This window comes from Paraburkholderia sp. BL6669N2 (assembly GCF_003387275.1).
In the GTDB taxonomy this organism is placed as follows: Bacteria; Pseudomonadota; Gammaproteobacteria; order Burkholderiales; family Burkholderiaceae; genus Paraburkholderia.
The window spans coordinates 1-18,925 of record NZ_QUNA01000001.1; the positions used below are offsets into that span (position 1 = coordinate 1).

Annotated in this window: 10 protein-coding genes, 2 tRNA genes, 3 rRNA genes and 1 pseudogene; 12 read left to right on the forward strand and 4 right to left on the reverse strand. The window is 59.0% G+C overall.

Features of this window, described 5'->3' with window-relative positions:
• Positions 1 to 410 precede the first annotated feature (410 nt).
• The 8 genes from B0G80_RS00005 (at position 411) to B0G80_RS00040 (ending at position 12,296) form a co-directional block, all read left to right on the forward strand.
• Positions 411 to 1,955: ribosomal RNA gene (locus B0G80_RS00005) — 16S ribosomal RNA — on the forward strand.
• A gap of 80 nt (positions 1,956 to 2,035) precedes the next feature.
• Positions 2,036 to 2,112 (forward strand) — tRNA-Ile (locus tag B0G80_RS00010).
• A gap of 53 nt (positions 2,113 to 2,165) precedes the next feature.
• Positions 2,166 to 2,241 (forward strand) — tRNA-Ala (locus B0G80_RS00015).
• Positions 2,242 to 2,559: 318 nt separating this feature from the next.
• Positions 2,560 to 5,439, forward strand: a 23S ribosomal RNA gene (locus B0G80_RS00020).
• Between the two features lie 207 nt (positions 5,440 to 5,646).
• Positions 5,647 to 5,760: ribosomal RNA gene (gene rrf / locus B0G80_RS00025) — 5S ribosomal RNA — on the forward strand.
• Together the 16S, 23S and 5S rRNA genes with 2 tRNA genes alongside form the textbook arrangement of a ribosomal RNA operon.
• Before the next feature lie 407 nt (positions 5,761 to 6,167).
• Positions 6,168 to 7,007, forward strand: a complete 840-nt coding sequence (gene imuA, locus B0G80_RS00030) for a translesion DNA synthesis-associated protein ImuA (RefSeq protein ID WP_116119451.1) — start codon at positions 6,168 to 6,170, stop codon at positions 7,005 to 7,007.
• Complete coding sequence (locus B0G80_RS00035) at positions 6,907 to 8,715, forward strand: DNA polymerase Y family protein (protein ID WP_116116418.1); 1,809 nt, start codon at positions 6,907 to 6,909, stop codon at positions 8,713 to 8,715. Before imuA ends, B0G80_RS00035 begins: the two co-directional genes overlap by 101 nt.
• A gap of 5 nt (positions 8,716 to 8,720) precedes the next feature.
• Positions 8,721 to 12,296, forward strand: a complete 3,576-nt coding sequence (locus tag B0G80_RS00040; RefSeq protein WP_116116420.1) for an error-prone DNA polymerase — start codon at positions 8,721 to 8,723, stop codon at positions 12,294 to 12,296.
• 120 nt (positions 12,297 to 12,416) lie between these two features.
• Here B0G80_RS00040 and B0G80_RS00045 read toward each other — a convergent pair whose 3' ends face one another.
• Both B0G80_RS00045 and B0G80_RS00050 read right to left on the reverse strand, forming a co-directional pair.
• Positions 12,417 to 13,337, reverse strand: a complete 921-nt coding sequence (locus B0G80_RS00045) for an SDR family oxidoreductase (RefSeq protein WP_116116422.1) — start codon at positions 13,335 to 13,337, stop codon at positions 12,417 to 12,419.
• Positions 13,338 to 13,350: 13 nt separating this feature from the next.
• Complete coding sequence (locus B0G80_RS00050) at positions 13,351 to 13,590, reverse strand: heavy-metal-associated domain-containing protein (protein ID WP_116116424.1); 240 nt, start codon at positions 13,588 to 13,590, stop codon at positions 13,351 to 13,353.
• Positions 13,591 to 13,713: 123 nt separating this feature from the next.
• Here B0G80_RS00050 and cueR point away from each other — a divergent pair, with 123 nt between their 5' ends.
• From cueR to B0G80_RS00070, 4 genes and pseudogenes are all read left to right on the forward strand, one after another.
• Positions 13,714 to 14,136, forward strand: a complete 423-nt coding sequence (gene cueR, locus B0G80_RS00055) for a Cu(I)-responsive transcriptional regulator (protein WP_116116426.1) — start codon at positions 13,714 to 13,716, stop codon at positions 14,134 to 14,136.
• Positions 14,137 to 14,440: 304 nt separating this feature from the next.
• Positions 14,441 to 14,587: a DUF3563 family protein gene (locus tag B0G80_RS00060; RefSeq protein WP_012432419.1), complete on the forward strand. Its 147-nt coding sequence runs from the start codon at positions 14,441 to 14,443 to the stop codon at positions 14,585 to 14,587.
• Between the two features lie 232 nt (positions 14,588 to 14,819).
• Positions 14,820 to 15,176, forward strand: a complete 357-nt coding sequence (locus tag B0G80_RS00065) for a hypothetical protein (protein ID WP_116116428.1) — start codon at positions 14,820 to 14,822, stop codon at positions 15,174 to 15,176.
• Positions 15,177 to 15,596: 420 nt separating this feature from the next.
• Positions 15,597 to 16,639, forward strand: a pseudogene (locus B0G80_RS00070) (ABC transporter substrate-binding protein).
• Between the two features lie 173 nt (positions 16,640 to 16,812).
• Here the strand turns inward: B0G80_RS00070 and B0G80_RS00075 are convergent.
• Together B0G80_RS00075 and B0G80_RS00080 are read right to left on the reverse strand one after the other, a co-directional pair.
• A complete protein-coding gene (locus tag B0G80_RS00075; RefSeq protein WP_116119452.1) occupies positions 16,813 to 17,658 on the reverse strand; it encodes a 23S rRNA (adenine(2030)-N(6))-methyltransferase RlmJ in 846 nt (281 codons plus the stop codon).
• A gap of 218 nt (positions 17,659 to 17,876) precedes the next feature.
• A complete protein-coding gene (locus tag B0G80_RS00080) occupies positions 17,877 to 18,848 on the reverse strand; it encodes an aldo/keto reductase (protein WP_116116430.1) in 972 nt (323 codons plus the stop codon).
• Positions 18,849 to 18,925 lie beyond the last annotated feature (77 nt).

Genomic DNA, 18,925 nt, shown 5'->3' on the forward strand with positions numbered 1-18,925 from the left:
GCACGGGAGGCGGGAGAGCCAGCAGTGGCAAGGCTTTCAGCGAAGCGGGCAGGTTCAGGAAGTTAGAAAAAACCTGTTGACGGCGTAGCGGAAGTTCTTCATAATTCGTTTCTCTGCTGCTGATGCAGCGACGCAGAACGAAGCGGTGCCGGGTGGTTGTGATGTTGGCGACCTGCGGTGCGGATTCGGTGGTGAATGCGTAATCGATCTTTAAAAATTAACAGCCGATAAGTGTGGGCGCTTGATGCGCGACGCGCCGGCGGGCCCTTCGGGATCTGCCGGATGAAGCGAAAGTATCAAGTCTCACACAGTAATGAAAGGAAGGTTTTCCATTGAAAGATGAGAGATCTTCGTCAGTACGTTGGAGTGAGCGACCGGTTCTTAACTGAACCGAAAACAGTAACAGGTTTGAACTGAAGAGTTTGATCCTGGCTCAGATTGAACGCTGGCGGCATGCCTTACACATGGCAAGTCGAACGGCAGCACGGGAGCAATCCTGGTGGGCGAGTGGCGAAACGGGTGAGTGATAACATCGGAACGTGTCCTGTAGTTGGGGGAGTAGCCCGGCGAAAGCCGGAATTTAATACCGCATACATCTGTGGATGAAAGCGGGGGATCTTAGGACCTCGCGCTACAGGGGGCGGCCGATGGCAGATTAGCTAGTTGGTGGGGTAAAGGCCTACCAAGGCGACGATCCTGTAGCTGGTCTGAGAGGACGAGCCAGCCACACTGGGACTGAGACACGGCCCAGACTCCTACGGGAGGCAGCAGTGGGGAATTTTGGACAATGGGCGCAAGCCTGATCCAGCAATGCCGGCGTGTGTGAAGAAGGCCTTCGGGTTGTAAAGCACTTTTGTCCGGAAAGAAAACCTCTGCCCTAATACGGTGGGGGGATGACGGTACCGGAAGAATAAGCACCGGCTAACTACGTGCCAGCAGCCGCGGTAATACGTAGGGTGCAAGCGTTAATCGGAATTACTGGGCGTAAAAGCGTGCGCAGGCGGTCCGCTAAGACAGATGTGAAATCCCCGGGCTTAACCTGGGAAACTGCATTTGTGACTGGCGGGCTAGAGTATGCAGAGGGGGGTAGAATTCCACGTGTAGCAGTGAAATGCGTAGAGATGTGGAGGAATACCGATGGCGAAGGCAGCCCCCTGGGCCAATACTGACGCTCATGCACGAAAGCGTGGGGAGCAAACAGGATTAGATACCCCTGGTAGTCCACGCCCTAAACGATGTCAACTAGTTGTCGGGTCTTCATTGACTTGGTAACGTAGCTAACGCGTGAAGTTGACCGCCTGGGGAGTACGGTCGCAAGATTAAAAACTCAAAAGGAATTGACGGGGACCCGCACAGCGGTGGATGATGTGGATTAATTCGATGCAACGCGAAAAACCTTACCTACCCTTGACATGTATGGAATCCTGCTGAGAGGTGGGAGTGCCCGAAAGGGAGCCATAACACAGGTGCTGCATGGCTGTCGTCAGCTCGTGTCGTGAGATGTTGGGTTAAGTCCCGCAACGAGCGCAACCCTTGTCCCTAGTTGCTACGCAAGAGCACTCTAGGGAGACTGCCGGTGACAAACCGGAGGAAGGTGGGGATGACGTCAAGTCCTCATGGCCCTTATGGGTAGGGCTTCACACGTCATACAATGGTCGGAACAGAGGGTCGCCAACCCGCGAGGGGGAGCCAATCCCAGAAAACCGATCGTAGTCCGGATCGCACTCTGCAACTCGAGTGCGTGAAGCTGGAATCGCTAGTAATCGCGGATCAGCATGCCGCGGTGAATACGTTCCCGGGTCTTGTACACACCGCCCGTCACACCATGGGAGTGGGTTTTACCAGAAGTGGCTAGTCTAACCGCAAGGAGGACGGTCACCACGGTAGGATTCATGACTGGGGTGAAGTCGTAACAAGGTAGCCGTATCGGAAGGTGCGGCTGGATCACCTCCTTTCTCGAGCGAACGTGTCAGTTGCGTAAAAGCAATGCGTTGAGCGCTCACGCTTATCGGCTGTGAAATCAGGACAGACTCAGGGGTCTGTAGCTCAGTCGGTTAGAGCACCGTCTTGATAAGGCGGGGGTCGATGGTTCGAATCCATCCAGACCCACCAAAGTCTTGTCTGGTGTGCTGATCGTCTGAAACCTCTGGGGTAGCTGTATGACTGGGGGATTAGCTCAGCTGGGAGAGCACCTGCTTTGCAAGCAGGGGGTCGTCGGTTCGATCCCGTCATCCTCCACCAATCCTCAATGCGTAGCGTTCTGTGCAAGAAGCAGAGCGTTGTGCATTGGCGATTGAGCCAGTCAGAGTGATATGAAGCAGAGCTTTATATCGGCTGTCGTTCTTTAACAATCAGGAAGAAGTAGTAAAGAGATTCACGAAAGCATACTTAGAGATGGGTGTGCGAGTAGGTGAATCAGGGTTGTGATTGTATCAATGTATGAAAAGAGAGATCGAAAGATCGCTTTTGGAATACGGCGCAACACGAATACTCAACCTGTAGCGAGCGTGGCGAGCGTGTGATTCCCAGTGGATCATGCAGGAGACACACCCGTTATAGGGTCAAGCGAACAAGTGCATGTGGTGGATGCCTTGGCGATCACAGGCGATGAAGGACGCGGTAGCCTGCGAAAAGCGGTGGGGAGCTGGCAAACGAGCTTTGATCCACCGATATCCGAATGGGGAAACCCGGCCCGTATGGGTCATCCGTAGCTGAATACATAGGCTACGTGAAGCGAACGCGGTGAACTGAAACATCTAAGTAACCGCAGGAAAAGAAATCAACCGAGATTCCCAGAGTAGTGGCGAGCGAAATGGGACCAGCCTGCATTCTTTATCTGAACTGTTAGCCAAACGCTCTGGAAAGTGCGGCCATAGCGGGTGATAGCCCCGTAGGCGAAAACAGATTGGAAGAACTAGGTATGCGACAAGTAGGGCGGGACACGTGAAATCCTGTCTGAAGATGGGGGGACCATCCTCCAAGGCTAAATACTCGTGATCGACCGATAGTGAACCAGTACCGTGAGGGAAAGGCGAAAAGAACCCCGGGAGGGGAGTGAAACAGATCCTGAAACCGCATGCATACAAACAGTCGGAGCCTTTGAAAGAGGGTGACGGCGTACCTTTTGTATAATGGGTCAGCGACTTACATTCAGTGGCAAGCTTAACCGATTAGGCAGGCGTAGCGAAAGCGAGTCCGAACAGGGCGATTCAGTCGCTGGGTGTAGACCCGAAACCAGGTGATCTATCCATGGCCAGGATGAAGGTGCGGTAACACGTACTGGAGGTCCGAACCCACTAACGTTGAAAAGTTAGGGGATGAGCTGTGGATAGGGGTGAAAGGCTAAACAAACCTGGAAATAGCTGGTTCTCTCCGAAAACTATTTAGGTAGTGCCTCGTGTATCACCTTCGGGGGTAGAGCACTGTCATGGTTGTGGGGTCCATTGCGGATTACTACGCCATAGCAAACTCCGAATACCGAAGAGTGCAATCACGGGAGACAGACATCGGGTGCTAACGTCCGGTGTCAAGAGGGAAACAACCCAGACCGCCAGCTAGGTCCCCAAATATTGCTAAGTGGGAAACGAAGTGGGAAGGCTAAAACAGTCAGGAGGTTGGCTTAGAAGCAGCCATCCTTTAAAGAAAGCGTAATAGCTCACTGATCGAGTCGTCCTGCGCGGAAGATGTAACGGGGCTAAGCAATATACCGAAGCTGCGGATGCACATTTATGTGCATGGTAGGAGAGCGTTCCGTAAGCCTGCGAAGGTGCACTGGAAAGTGTGCTGGAGGTATCGGAAGTGCGAATGCTGACATGAGTAGCGATAAAGGGGGTGAAAAGCCCCCTCGCCGTAAGCCCAAGGTTTCCTACGCAACGTTCATCGGCGTAGGGTGAGTCGGCCCCTAAGGCGAGGCAGAAATGCGTAGCTGATGGGAAGCAGGTTAATATTCCTGCACCATTGTTAAATGCGATGGGGGGACGGATCGCGGAAGGTTGTCCGGGTGTTGGAAGTCCCGGTCCTTGCATTGGAGAAGGCGCTTTGGCAAATCCGGGCGCGGAATTCAAGGGTGCGAGGCCATTCACTTCGGTGAAGAAGCAATCGGAAGTGGTTCCAAGAAAAGCCTCTAAGCTTCAGTTTAACAAGACCGTACCGCAAACCGACACAGGTGGGCGAGATGAGTATTCTAAGGCGCTTGAGAGAACTCGGGAGAAGGAACTCGGCAAATTGGTACCGTAACTTCGGGATAAGGTACGCCCCTGTAGCCTGACTGGCCTGCGCCAGAAGGGTGAAGGGGTTGCAATAAACTGGTGGCTGCGACTGTTTAATAAAAACACAGCACTCTGCAAACACGAAAGTGGACGTATAGGGTGTGACGCCTGCCCGGTGCCGGAAGATTAAATGATGGGGTGCAAGCTCTTGATTGAAGTCCCGGTAAACGGCGGCCGTAACTATAACGGTCCTAAGGTAGCGAAATTCCTTGTCGGGTAAGTTCCGACCTGCACGAATGGCGTAACGATGGCCACACTGTCTCCTCCCGAGACTCAGCGAAGTTGAAGTGTTTGTGATGATGCAATCTCCCCGCGGCTAGACGGAAAGACCCCATGAACCTTTACTGTAGCTTTGCATTGGACTTTGAACCGGTCTGTGTAGGATAGGTGGGAGGCTTTGAAGCGTGGACGCCAGTCTGCGTGGAGCCGACCTTGAAATACCACCCTGGTTTGTTTGAGGTTCTAACCTTGGTCCGTAATCCGGATCGGGGACAGTGCATGGTAGGCAGTTTGACTGGGGCGGTCTCCTCCCAAAGTGTAACGGAGGAGTACGAAGGTACGCTAGGTACGGTCGGAAATCGTGCTGATAGTGCAATGGCATAAGCGTGCTTAACTGCGAGACCGACAAGTCGAGCAGGTGCGAAAGCAGGTCATAGTGATCCGGTGGTTCTGTATGGAAGGGCCATCGCTCAACGGATAAAAGGTACTCTGGGGATAACAGGCTGATACCGCCCAAGAGTTCATATCGACGGCGGTGTTTGGCACCTCGATGTCGGCTCATCTCATCCTGGGGCTGTAGCCGGTCCCAAGGGTATGGCTGTTCGCCATTTAAAGAGGTACGTGAGCTGGGTTTAAAACGTCGTGAGACAGTTTGGTCCCTATCTGCCGTGGGCGCTGGATATTTGAAGGGGGCTGCTCCTAGTACGAGAGGACCGGAGTGGACGAACCTCTGGTGTACCGGTTGTCACGCCAGTGGCATCGCCGGGTAGCTATGTTCGGAAGAGATAACCGCTGAAAGCATCTAAGCGGGAAACTCGCCTTAAGATGAGATATCCCCGGGGCTTCGAGCCCCTTGAAGGGTCGTTCAAGACCAGGACGTTGATAGGTCAGGTGTGGAAGCGCAGTAATGCGTTAAGCTAACTGATACTAATTGCCCGTAAGGCTTGATCCTATAACAGGTGTGTTTTGCGATGATCGTCAGTGCTTCAGCACTGACGGGCATCCCACCCCCGAAGGGGGCAAGGACACCCAGGTTAAGTGATCGTGTTGTGCCAGAAACAACACAACCCCAACAGCTTTACCCCTGGTGAGCATCACCAGAAACTACTTCTTCCAGATTGGCCGTATTGCTCCACGAGCAGTGCAGCAACAAGTCATGCCTGATGACCATAGCGAGTCGGTCCCACCCCTTCCCATCCCGAACAGGACCGTGAAACGACTCCACGCCGATGATAGTGCGGATTACCCGTGTGAAAGTAGGTAATCGTCAGGCTCCCCAGCAGCAGACAGAAACCCCACCCCAAAAAGGTGGGGTTTCTGCGTTTACAACCCCGCCGCCATACACGGAAAAAACCCACCGTATAACCGCCTTCACTCCCGCCCCATCCGCCGCGCATCCGCGTAGCCCGTCAGTTCCAGATACGCCCGTCCCACATCCACACCTTCGCGCCGCAGGATCCGTCAATTGCGAGGTAAGGGGTCGGCAAACCCGTCTTGACGGAGGAGGCTAGCCAACGATCGCAGTCGGTTGCCAGCGCCTCTTCCTGCGCCAACTTGCCAGCATCCCTCCGTCTTAACATTCATCCCAAAATACTGTATAAATATACAGTGAAAACTCGTCACCTCATGCTTGCTCGATGCCGGGCAGGGCGGAGCATTCCCTAATTCAAGAGCGTGTCTATGGCAGCAGCGATTCAGCTTGCGACGACCGCCCTGTCGTCCCAATTACGGCGTCAGGTATGGCAGGGCAATGAGCTTGCCGAGGCAGATTCGCGTGTGATTTCCAGCGGCTATGCCGCGCTGGATCGGGTGTTGCCGGGACAAGGCTGGTCAGCAGGCGGTCTGACGGAGTTGTTGATCGAGCATGGTGGAGTGGGTGAAGTACGTCTGCTAGCCCATGCACTGTGTCATCTGACGAAACACGCCAAGCGGCATGTCATGCTCGTGGCGCCTCCCTATCAGCCGTGCGCCGCCGCATTGAGAGCTTGGGGTGTCGATGTCGAGCGGGTTTTATGGGTCCGCTCGAGTGAAGACCAGGCCTTGTGGGCCGCCGCTCAGGCCTTGAAGCAGGATGGCATCGGCGCGGTCCTGGTTTGGCTGCCGAATGCTCGTGCCGACAAAGTCAGGCGTCTGCAAGTGGCGGCTCAAGAATCGGCATCGCTGGCATTTTTGATTCGGCCTGTCGAGGCCGCCACGCAATCTTCCCCGGCGCCATTGCGAATGATCTGCGAGCCGCTGCTGCCGGCCAATGCGCAGACGATCAACCGTCGTCAATGGCTGCAGGAGATTGGTTTGTCGATCGACATCTTCAAGCGTCGCGGGCCGCCGCTAGCCGAGCCTCTTCGTCTCGTTTTACCTTTACAAAGCGTCTTGTTGCCGGAAAACGGAGTCGGTGGCCATCAAGGGGCAGAGATCAAACATGCTGTGGATCGCAGTCACATTGCCACTCTTGTCGCTGGAAGCGGTGAAGCCTCTCGCGCCGCTCCCGGATGGTTCGCTCGCGAAGCCGAATCGGCGTGAATCGAGCGACGAGACAAGCCAACTTCACGATGCCGACAACATCGTCGAAGAGCGGTGTTACGCGCTAGCCGACCACGCGCACATCCTGATGCCGGATTTCGACGCACTGCGTGCCGGCGTGCACGCGGGGCATTCGCGTTCATATGCCTTGGCGTTGGCGCCGGGGCTCGAACTGCTTGCTGCCGATGTCGCCCGCGAAACTCAGGCATTCGAAGCCATAGCGCTTGCCTTGCTGACGTACACACCCAAAGTGTCGCTTGCCGACGCGCACACCCTGCTGCTGGAAGTCGGCTCCGGGTTGAGGTTGTTTGGCGGCTTGCGCGCGTTGTTGTCGCGGGTGTCTGCCACTGTGGCGGAATTCGGCTATACGGCGCGCATCGCCTGTGCGCCGACTGCCTGGGGCGCGTGGCTATTGGCGCAGGCCCGCGCCGTTCGGCAGAAGAATCGTTGGCACGTGGTCAAGGAGACCTCACTCGCGCGTGTCCTCGATGGCTTATCCGTATCGCTGCTGCCGGTCACGCAAACGCATCGCGAGGCGTTTGCGCATGTCGGCTGCGCGACGCTGGCCGATTTGCGTCAATTGCCACGCTCCGGTGTCGTGCGACGTTTCGGCGGCGGCATTCTCGATTTGCTGGCACAGGCGTACGGCACGCGCCCGGATCCACGCGAATCGTTTCGTGCGCCGGCGTCGTTTCATGCGCAACTGGAGTTGCCCTCCCGGGTCGATAACGCGGATGCGTTGCTGTTTGCCGCGCGTCGACTGATCGTGCAGTTGGCCGGCTGGCTGAGCGCGCATCATGCGGCGCTCAGCGGCTATACGTTGCTGCTAGAGCATGAATTGGCGTCGCGTCATGCACCGAAGACATCAAACCTGAAGGTCGCGTGGGCCATACCGTCACGCGATGCCGAGCATCTGATCTGGTTGCTGCGGGAAAAATTGAATCAGACCGTGCTGGCGGCACCGGTCATCGAGTTGAAGCTGGTAGCGGATCAAATCGGCGAATATGCCGGCCAGTCGGATACCTTGTTTCCCATGCCCGAATCCGATGGTGATTCGATTGCGCGTCTGCTCGAACGCCTGAGCGCGCGATTGGGACCGGAGAATGTGCTGCAGATGTCGGTGCAGGACGATCATCGTCCCGAGCGGGCAATGCGCGTCGAAGCCTACGAGGCGCAAGCGTTTTCGCGCAAGAAGCGTTCGCCGGCGAAAGCCCGGACAAAAATTAAAGCAGACAACGCCTGGCTGACCGATGCATTGCAGCACGCCGCATCGGCGGAGGAAGGGGACGCAGACGGAGATGCGCTTGCGCGAGTGGCACAAGCGACACAAGCGACACAAGCGACACAAGCGACACAAGCAGTCCAACAGCCCAACGAAACCGCCAACGCAAAAAAACATCACCAATCCGGCGCGCAACCGGCCAGTACCCAAACTTCGCTCGATCTACCCGACAGTGCGCTGCCGTCGCAGCCTCGCCCGCTCTGGATGCTCGACAAACCGCTGCGCCTGATGATGCGCGATCAGCGGCCGATTTATCGTCGGCCATTGAAAATGCTCACGCGCACCGAGCGGATCGAAGCGGGGTGGTGGGACGGCAACCGGGTGGAGCGCGATTACTATGTCGCGGCCGACGACCGGGGCCACATGTTCTGGGTATACCGCGAACGCCTTAGCGGCGAGTGGTATCTGCAGGGTTTGTTCGGCTGATTATCATGCCACTAACCCAGTCGTCACTCCTCGCGCAACAGCCACTCGCCACTCAGTTGCCGGCGTATGCGGAATTGCATTGTCTGACTAATTTCTCGTTTCTGCGGGGCGCATCGCATCCCTATGAACTCGTCGAACAGGCGATGTCGCGCGGCTACAGCGCGCTCGCCATTACCGACGAATGCTCGTTGGCCGGCGTCGTGCGCGCTCACACGGCGTTGAAGGAAATCAAAGAGGAGCGGGACCGTCAGCAGAAAGAGCGCGAGGACAGGGCCAAAGCTGCGCAATCGGAAGCGCCTTCGGAAGACGCGACAAAAATCGAAGCGTCGCAGCAGGAACCCACGGAAGCTGCGGAAACTGAGGCACTAAAACCCCTCCCTCACCTGATCATCGGCAGCGAACTCAATCTGACCGACGAAACCGGCGAACCCTTCTGCACCCTGGTTGCGCTTGCAACCAACCGAAACGGTTACGGCAATCTTTCCGAACTGATTACGCTGGCTCGATCACGAGCGGATAAGGGCAGCTATCGCCTTAGCCCATCCGACTTCACCGATTCACTCCCCCATCTTGAGCATCTAAAAACCTTACCCGATTGCGTCCTGATGCTCGTGCCACAGCGCGCGGCGACGCTCTCGCATACGCTGCGTTGCGCGCATTGGCTCGCCTCGTTCGCTGCACAACGGGCGTGGATCGCGCTCGAACTCTGGCAAACGGGCAGCGACGATCTTCAGATCGACGCCTTGCGCATGATTTCAAAAGCGAGCGGTTTGCCGCTGGTCGCGGCAGGCGGCGTTCTCATGCATGCCCGATCGCGCAAGCCGTTGCAGGACACGATGACCGCCATCGGCCTCGTCACGCCGCTATCGCAATGCGGCCATGCGCTCGAGGCGAACGCGGAGCGGCACATGCGTACGCGTGTGCGGCTTGGCAAACTGTATCCGCGCGATACGCTTGAAGAAACGCTGCGTATCGCCGCGCTATGCCGTTTCTCGCTCGACGAACTCAAGTACGAGTATCCCGAGGAACTGGTGCCCGCCGGCGAGTCGCCATCGAGTTATCTGCGCAAGCTGGTCATGGCCGGCGCGATGGAGCGCTGGCCCAAGGGCATGGACCTGAAGCGAATCGGTCAGATCGAAAAAGAGTTGGGGTTGATCGCCGATCTGAAATACGAAAAATATTTTCTGACGGTGCACGATATCGTGAGTTTCGCGCGCTCCCGAAACATTCTCTGCCAGGGGCGAGGTTCAGCGGCGAATTCGATCGTTTGTTATTGCCTGCACGTCACGGAAATCGATCCGGTGCACATGAACATGCTGATCGAGCGTTTCATCTCGCGCGCACGCAACGAGCCACCTGATATCGACGTCGATTTCGAGCATCAGCGGCGCGAAGAGGTGATTCAATATATTTACACGAAGTACGGCCGTCATCGGGCGGCGCTGACCGCATCGCTGATTACGTATCACGCACGCAGTGCGCTGAAAGACGTCGGCAAGGCGCTGGGTCTTGAGGTGTCTTTGATCGAGCGGATCAGCAAGTCGCAACAATGGTGGGACGGCACGGATGCGGTTGCCAAATATCTGGCCGAAGCGGGCTTCGACGCCAACTCGCACATCACGCAGAATCTGATTCGCCTCACGAAGGAGTTGCGCACTTTCCCGCGTCATCTGTCGCAACACGTTGGCGGTTTTGTGATTGCGAAAGACAAGCTGTCGCGACTCGTGCCGATCGAGAACGCGACAATGAAAGACCGCAGCGTGATCGAGTGGGACAAGGACGATATCGACGCGCTCAAACTGCTGAAAGTTGACGTGCTGGCGCTCGGCATGTTGTCGGCGATCCGGCGAGCGCTGGAATTCGTCGCGTTGAGGCGTGGCTTTCCGAAGTTCAGGGTGCAGGATATTCCGCGTGAGGATCGAGCCGTCTACGAAATGTGCGGCCATGCCGATACGATCGGCGTATTCCAGATTGAATCGCGGGCGCAGCAAAGCATGTTGCCGCGTCTGAAGCCCAACAAGTACTACGATCTCGTAATCGAAGTGGCGATCGTGCGGCCCGGGCCGATTCAGGGCGGCATGGTGCATCCCTATCTGCGCCGTAAGCAGGGACTCGAGGCGGTCGACTACGCGAAGGATGAATTGCGTCCCGTGCTCGAACGCACGCTCGGCGTGCCGATTTTCCAGGAACAGGTCATGCATCTGGCGATGGTTGCGGCGAAATATACCGGTGAGCAGGCCGATCAGTTGCGGCGCGCGATGGCCGCATGGCGGCGCAGCGGCAACCTGGCAAAGTATCAGAAGGATTTGAATGAGCGGATGCTCAAGCGCGGCTACGAACAGGAGTTCATCGACCGTATCTGCAAACAGATCGAAGGCTTCGGCGAATATGGTTTTCCGGAGAGCCATGCGGCGAGCTTCGCGCTGCTCGTCTACCTCAGCGCGTGGTTGAAGCGCTATGAACCGGCTGCTTTTCTGGCGGGTTTGCTGAACAGTCAGCCGTTGGGGTTTTATTCGCCGTCGCAACTCGTTCAGGATGCGAAGCGTCACGGCGTCGAGGTATTGCCACCCGACGTGACCTTGAGCGATTGGGAATCGACATTCGAGAGACGTGGTCATGAAGGACAACGGATCTCAGCGGACGAAACCTGTTTGCATCGTCAGCAGGCCGTACTATCCGCGCAGCAATTGCGCGATCTTTCGCTGCGGCGTCTGACGGTGAGCAGGACCGTCCGGCGCGCGGCACAGCGATTGACTGCCCGCGTGTTTCAACCGTCGAACACCTATGGCGCGCGCGGCCCCGCCGTGCGCATCGGCATGCATCTGATCAAAGGCTTCTCGCAAGCGGCTGCTGAACGCATCATGGCCGCACGAAACGAGACACCGTTTACCGATGTCGACGATCTGGCCCGCCGCGCGGCCCTGACACGGCGTGATCTCGAAGCGCTGGCCGCGGCGAATGCGCTGGTCAGTATCGCGGGACATCGGCGCGAGGCATGGTGGGCCGTGACGGCGCAGCACACGGTGCCCAAACTGCTGCGCGATGCGCCGATCGCCGAAGCGCCGCTGACATTGCCGCAGGCAGCCGAAAGCCGCGAAATCGTCGACGACTACGCGAGTATTGGCCTCACGCTCAATCGACATCCGCTTGCGCTATTGCGTGCACGCCTTGCAAAGCATCGTTTTCGCACGGCCGCGGAACTCGCCGCATGTCAGCACGGCACGCTGGCGCGAGCGTGCGGCATTGTCACCGTGCGGCAGCGGCCGGGCACGGCAAACGGCACGGTGTTCGTTTCCATCGAAGACGAGACCGGTTCGATCAACGTGATCGTCTGGCCGTCGCTGGTGGAAAAGCAGCGCAAGGTTTTGCTGGGCGCATCGTTGCTGGCGGTCTACGGTGTTTTGCAGCGCGACGACGGCGTAGCGACCGGCGGGGACAATGCCGGCAACCCGGTGAGCGCGAATCAGGCTAAGGCGAAACGGAAAAACAAGGGCGAGGTGATCCATCTCGTCGCTCATCGCCTCGAAGACCACAGCGAATGGCTGGGTGAATTGGCCACGGCGAGCCGCGATTTTCATTGAGGGCGGTTCGCGGTGGCCAAGCGCGCCGGCTCGACGTGCCGCCGTCGTGCCGACGCGGATCGACCGAATAACAACATGGGCGACTTGCCGCGTTCAGCCCTGGCTGCCAGACAAAACGTTCTACGCTTGTGCAGCGCCGCGCCACGGAAACGCCGCTAACACTTGCCGAATCGCCGCATCGAACGGCGTGCGCCGGCCTATGCCGAGCGCTTCGAGGTGGGTCGATGCCAGGTGACAGTTATGCGGGCGAGGCGTCGAATCGGCCGGCACAGGTTGCGGCGTCAGATGCGCGTCGAGTTGCAGCGCTTCGGCGAGGCGCAAGGCGATCTCATACTTGTTCATCGGTTCGTCGCCGGACCATTGCACGATGCCGCGGATCGCATCGCCTTGCGCGTGCCGCTCGAGCATCTGCCGGATCACGAACGCGACGTCCGGCGTGAAGGTGGGGTAGCGGATCGCCCACGCATCCATGACAGCGGGTTTGCTCCCGGTCGCGGCCGACCCGGCGATCGCCGGCACGAGACTCGTCACCGCCGACTCCGCCCAACTGACAATGGGCCCGTACAGCAGCGGCAAACGCAGCACGCAGCCGAGGTCGGTCGATTCAGTCAGCGCTCGCTCGCCCTCAAGCTTGCTGTGCCCATAGGCGTTGAGCGGCGCGGGCACGGAATAGTGCTGGTAGGGCGGGTGCGTGCCGTCGAACACGTAATCGGTCGAGATCGATAGCGTCCATGCGCCGCGCCGGTTCGCCGACGTGGCAAGGGTGCGCACCGCATCGACATTCAGCGCGCGGGCCAGCGCGGGGTCATGCTCGCACACGTCCGGTCGACGCTCTGCCGCGGCGATCACGAGCGCGTCCGGCGCTTCGTGCTCGACGAACTGCTCGACCGCCCGCGTGTCGCGGATATCCAGCGCGACCTTGCCCGGCGCCGGCCGGCTGAACGCTGTGGCGACGACTTGCCAACCGGTCTGCTGCGCCAGTTCGTCGACGAGCGCGCGGCCGAGCAGCCCGGAGGCACCAATGACGGCAATTTTGAACATGACGTGAACTCGCTTAACGGGCCGCGCCGGGCGAACTGCTGGTCGTGCCGCTTGCGACGCCCGTCACGGTGTAGCCGGCTTCGTCGATGGCAGCCTTCAGCGTCTCGGCCGGTTGCGTCGATTCCACGGCGACGCGCCCGGTCGCCAGATCCACGCGGACTTGCGCGGCGTCGTCAAGCTCGCGGATTGCATTCGTGACCGCCGCCACACAATGCTGGCAACTCATGCCTTCAACCTGAAATTCGATCGTCATCGGGATTGCCTCGAAAAATTGGATAGTGCGACCGTTGAATTATGCCTGCCGATACGCAATTCCGTGGATGACCTTCCCACCATGGGAAGGTGTACGATCGACGCACACACTGGAGAAACGGCCATGAATATCGGTGAAGCGGCCCGCGCGTCGGGCCTGACAGCGAAAATGATCCGCTACTACGAGAGCGTCGGCTTGCTGGCGGCGAAATCGCGTACCAGCGCCAACTACCGCGTATACGGTCCGCAAGAGGTTCACTCGCTGCGCTTCATCCGCCAGGCGCGCCGGCTTGGCTTTCTGATCGAAGACATTCGACGGCTGCTGGCACTGTGGCACGATCGCTCGCGGGCCAGCGCCGAGGTGAAAGCCATCGCCCTGGAGCATGTCGCGGAACTTGATCGCCGCATCGCCGAACTGACCGACATGCGCGACACATTAGCGCACCTCGCCGACCATTGTCACGGCGACGAGCGTCCTGATTGCCCGATCATCGAACGTCTTGCCGATACCGATCTGGTTTCGGGGCAGGGTTGTCATCCTGTTTGAGATTGTGTTTTGCGGAAGGTGCAACCTTGTGATGCCATTTATCGCAACCGCGACCATATTTGCACCAAAATCAGGCATAAAAATATGGGGTGGCATGAGCTAGAGCGACAAATTGAAGTCAAACCGAGTTAAATCAATCACTTGAACGCACCACGCGCGTGCACCATTCCAAAACGGAATGCACGTCATGCGGGCATTTCACTAGTCAGGTTGCACTATAGGGCTATAATCCGGGTTAACCCTTTTACGGGAAATCCCTGATGCCCAATCCACCGGGGATTCAATCTGATCCTTGGAGAACATCATGTTTGCATACGTACTCGAAAAGCTGAGCACCTGGTTTGAAACCGCTGAACGCACCCGTCGTGAAGCCTACCTCGCATCGTCGTCGGATATCGTCCAGCTCGAACAGCGCATCCGTTCGCTCGAAACGAACGGCTATTCGCTGTAAGTTTCATCGGCATCGCGTTTGATCCGGCAGCGCTCATTGCGCAGCCACGGCAGTAAAAGCGTCAAGCCCCGTCTATGCGGGGCTTTGTCACATCTGGACTGCGAGAGTTGCGGTCGGGCGGCGTTTGAATGCTACGCGTGGCGAATATCGACTAGCCTCGCGGCGACCGTCGCGGTAACGTAAAGCGTTTTTCTGCGAAATCCGGCTTTCCATAACTCAACCCGGTCCGCCCATGCCATCCGTCCGCCCGCTCAAATCCATTCTGGCCGTGACCATTGCAGCCTCGCTGACCTCGATCTTCGCTGGGTCGACTGCTTATGCTGCGTCGACCAGCGCGCGCAAGCCGGTGAGTCTCGACTCGCAGAACGGCATCAACGACGGACAGAGCGGAACCGTTTTGCAGACCGCGCCGCTTTCGCATCAGCCGATCGTCGAAGCGCAGCCCATTGCGACGCCGGCCGAACTGGCACCGAATTCGTCGATTCCGATCGTCGTTGCGCCTTATATCCAGTTGCCAGCAGGCGGAGGTACGCCGCGACCGCAACCGCTACCGCAACCGCAGCCCCGCCCGACGCCTCGGCCGCAATAGGCGCTCGCTTTCCGTTTCAGATCCAGCCGGCGTACGCGGCGGACCGCCACCGCCGCCGTATCGTCTAGTGCGTGGACCTTGGCAAAAGCTGGAGACGCGAGCGCTTCCGGCAGTGCTTTCCCATTTCAGTCAATGCCGTCCGTGCATGGACAGATCGTCGACGCCCGTGCGCTCGCACGGGCGCGCACCTGATTGACCCAATTTCCCCTTTTCGATCAACGCTCACAGTGCGCTCCTGGGCGCGAGCGCAGACACGACTCATGCGACGACGCGTCGCGTGCGCCATTGGGGTTTGGGCGCATGGCGCACGCGCAGCCGTCCGACGACAATCATCGCGCGCGGTCTCTCCCCAGCGACTCGGACGAGACATCGAGCCCGGCCCGACCGCATCGAATGAAAAACAGAACGAGGGGACATCGAATGCCGACTACTCAATGGATGCGGCAGGCCGCCTGCGCCTGCGTCACGCTGCTTGCACTGGCCGCGATGCCTGGCGCCGCGCTTGCCAAAGACACACCGGAAAAACCCGCGCTGACCATGGCAGTCGGCGGTCTGCCTGGCCTTTACTATCTGCCGGTGCTCGCGGCGCAACAGTTGGGCTATTTCAAAGACGAAGGCCTGGACGTCACGCTAGAGGATTTCGCGGGCGGATCGAAAGCATTGGAAGCAGTCGTAGGCGGCAGCGCCGACGTGGGCGCCGGCGCATTCGAGCACACGCTGTTCATGCAGGAGAAAGGGCAGCATTACCGGGCGTTTGCGTTGATGGGGCGCGCTCCGCAAATCGTCGTTGCCGTGCTGAAATCGAAGGCCGATCAGTTCAAGACGCTCGCGGACTTCAAAGGCGCGAAAGTCGGCGTGAGCGCGCCGGGTTCGTCGACGGATCTCGTGCTCACCGTGGCTTTGCGCAAAGCCGGCGTGCAGCGCAACGAAATTTCGGCGATCGGCGTGGGCAGCGGCGCCTCCGTGCTCGCAGCGGTAAGCGGCGGCCAGATCGACGCGCTCTCCAACGTCGATCCGATGATAACCAAGCTCGCGCGCAGCGGCGCGATCAAGGTGCTGGTCGATACGCGCACCGTGAAGGGCACGCAGGAGGTGTTCGGCGGAACGATGCCGGCGGCGACGCTGTATGCCTCGGACAATTTCATTCAGAAGTATCCGAAGACCACGCAAGCCTCGCCAACGCAATCGTGCGCGCGGATCACTGGCTGCAGTCCGCGAGCGATGCCGATCTGCTGAAGATGGTGCCGCCGGCCTATCTGCTCAACGACTCTGCGCTTTATGTCGAGGCCTTTCACAACGTGCGCGACGCTTATTCGCCTGACGGCTTGATGCCCGCGGACGGCCCGGCGACCTCGTTGCGCGCATTGTCCTCGTTCGATAACCGGCTCGATCCGAAAAAGATCGACCTGAACGCGACATATACGAACGACTTCGCCCGCAAGGCCGCGGCCCAGCTGAAGTAACCGGCGGCTCGGGCTGACCGAGCAACCGGACCGGCCGCGCGCGTCGTGCGCGCGTGGCGGGCGAAAACAACGCTAAGCCCGGCTCCGCCAACTGCGTGCGGCTCAGTGGCCGCAAAAACATGAAGGCTGCAGAAAGCTCGCGGCCAACAAAATCTCGTAGCCGAACACGAAACTCAGTCGCCGCGATACTCCACCTTGAACTGCGCAGCCTTATCTTCGCCAAGCGCCTTGACGAGCCAGGGCATCTGGTCCTTCAGCGTTTTTGCCAGCGTATACGGCGGGTTCAGAATGAACATGCCGCTGCCGAAGAGCCCGAAACCATCCTCTGGCGGATTGCTGACCGTCAGGCTCACGTGCAGCCAGTTCTTATCCTGCAGTTTCTTTAACTGATCGGGGAAGCGCTGCGACTCCGGGCGCCTCACCTGCGGATACCAGACGGCGTACGTGCCGGTCGGAAAACGCTTCAGGCTTTCTTCGACGCAGCGCACCGTGCGAATGTAGTCACGCTTGTCCTCATACGACGGATCGAGCAGCACCAACGCGCGACGCGGAGCCGGCGGCAGCAAGGCAAGAATGCCGTCGAAGCCGTCGCCCGCGTACAGCATGGCGCGACGGCCCGCGTCGCGGAAATTGTGGCGCAACACGTCGATTTCGGTGGTGTGCAGTTCGAACAGGCGCATGCGGTCCTGTTCGCGCATCTGCCGCCACGCGATATACGGCGAGCCGGGATAGAAGCGCAACTGGCCGTCCGGATTGAGCGCGCCCACTTCGTCGACATAGTCCGCGAACATCGGCGGCAGGTCGTCGCGTCCCCACAGTTTGCCGATGCCGGTCCGGAACTCGCCGGTCTTGGTCGAGTAACCTTCCTTCAGCGAGTAGACGCCGGCGCCCGCATGCGTGTCGATATACCAGTAGGACTTGTCCTTCTGGCCGAGGTAGCGCAGGAGCTGCAACACGACGGCGTGTTTCAGAACGTCGGCGTGATTGCCTGCATGAAAGGCGTGGCGATAGCTGAGCATGATGAGGAGACGCTGAAAGAGGGCACGCCGCTCCAGGGCGGATTCGGCGATGCGGATGCAATGCGGCTGCACAATGGGCATACGGCGCCGGTGTGCAGCGCGGTCGCGTATTGTACGCGACGCCGCGTTGCGCACCGTGCATGACAGCGGGTTGCACGCGTGACGCGACCATGGCCGCGAGGCTGCCACGGCCATGTTACGCGCTCACGCGAGTCCGGTCAGTCGTGCGCGTCGCCGATAATTTCCTCGATTCGCGTTTTGATCTCCGGCGTGATCCGCTCGGCCACCTCGGCGGACTTCATGTTCTCGCCGATCTGTTCCACCCGCGATGCCCCCGTGATCACCGTGCTGACATTCGGGTTCTTCAGAATCCAGCCGATCGCAAGCTGGCCGATTGTGCAGCCCAACTCGTCCGCCACTTTGCCGAGCTTGCCGACTACGTTGTTCTTGCCCGCGTCGGTGACCTGCGTGCGCAGCCAGTCGTAGCCCTGCAATTGCGCGCGGCTGTCGGCCGGCACGCCGTCACGGTATTTGCCGGTCAGCAAGCCGGATGCAAGCGGGCTCCAGGTGGTCAGGCCTAGGCCGATGTCCTCGTAAAGCCGCTTGTATTCCTGCTCGACGCGGTTGCGATGGAACAGGTTGTACTGCGGTTGCTCCATGACCGGCTTATGCAGATGATGCCGCTCCGCGATGTCGTAAGCGGCGCGGATTTCATCGGCGCTCCATTCGGACGTGCCCCAGTACAGCGCCTTGCCGCGGGTGATCATGTCGCTCATGGCCCAGACGGTTTCCTCCACCGGCGTGTTCGGGTCCGGACGATGACAGAACACGAGGTCGACATAGTCGAGTTGCAGCCGTTTAAGCGACGCGTCGATTGCGTTCAGCAGATACTTGCGGTTCAGCGTGTGGTACTGGTTCGGCGCTTCCGCAAGTCCCCAGAAGAATTTCGTCGACACCACGTAGCTCACGCGCGGCCACGCCAGTTCCTTGAGCGCTTGGCCCATGATTTCTTCGGATTTGCCGCCGGCGTACACCTCGGCGTTGTCAAAGAAGTTGACTCCCGCGTCGCGTGCGGCCGCAAGCGATTCGCGCGCCGCGTGGGTGTCCACCTGATTGCCGTAGGTGACCCACGAGCCGATGGACAGTTCGCTGACCTGCAGGCCGGAGCGGCCCAGACGTCGATAATTCATGCATGCCTCCTTGTTGGTGATGCCACCGGAATCCCGCCGAAAACGTCCAGTTTAAAGAGATACGTTTCGACGTGCTT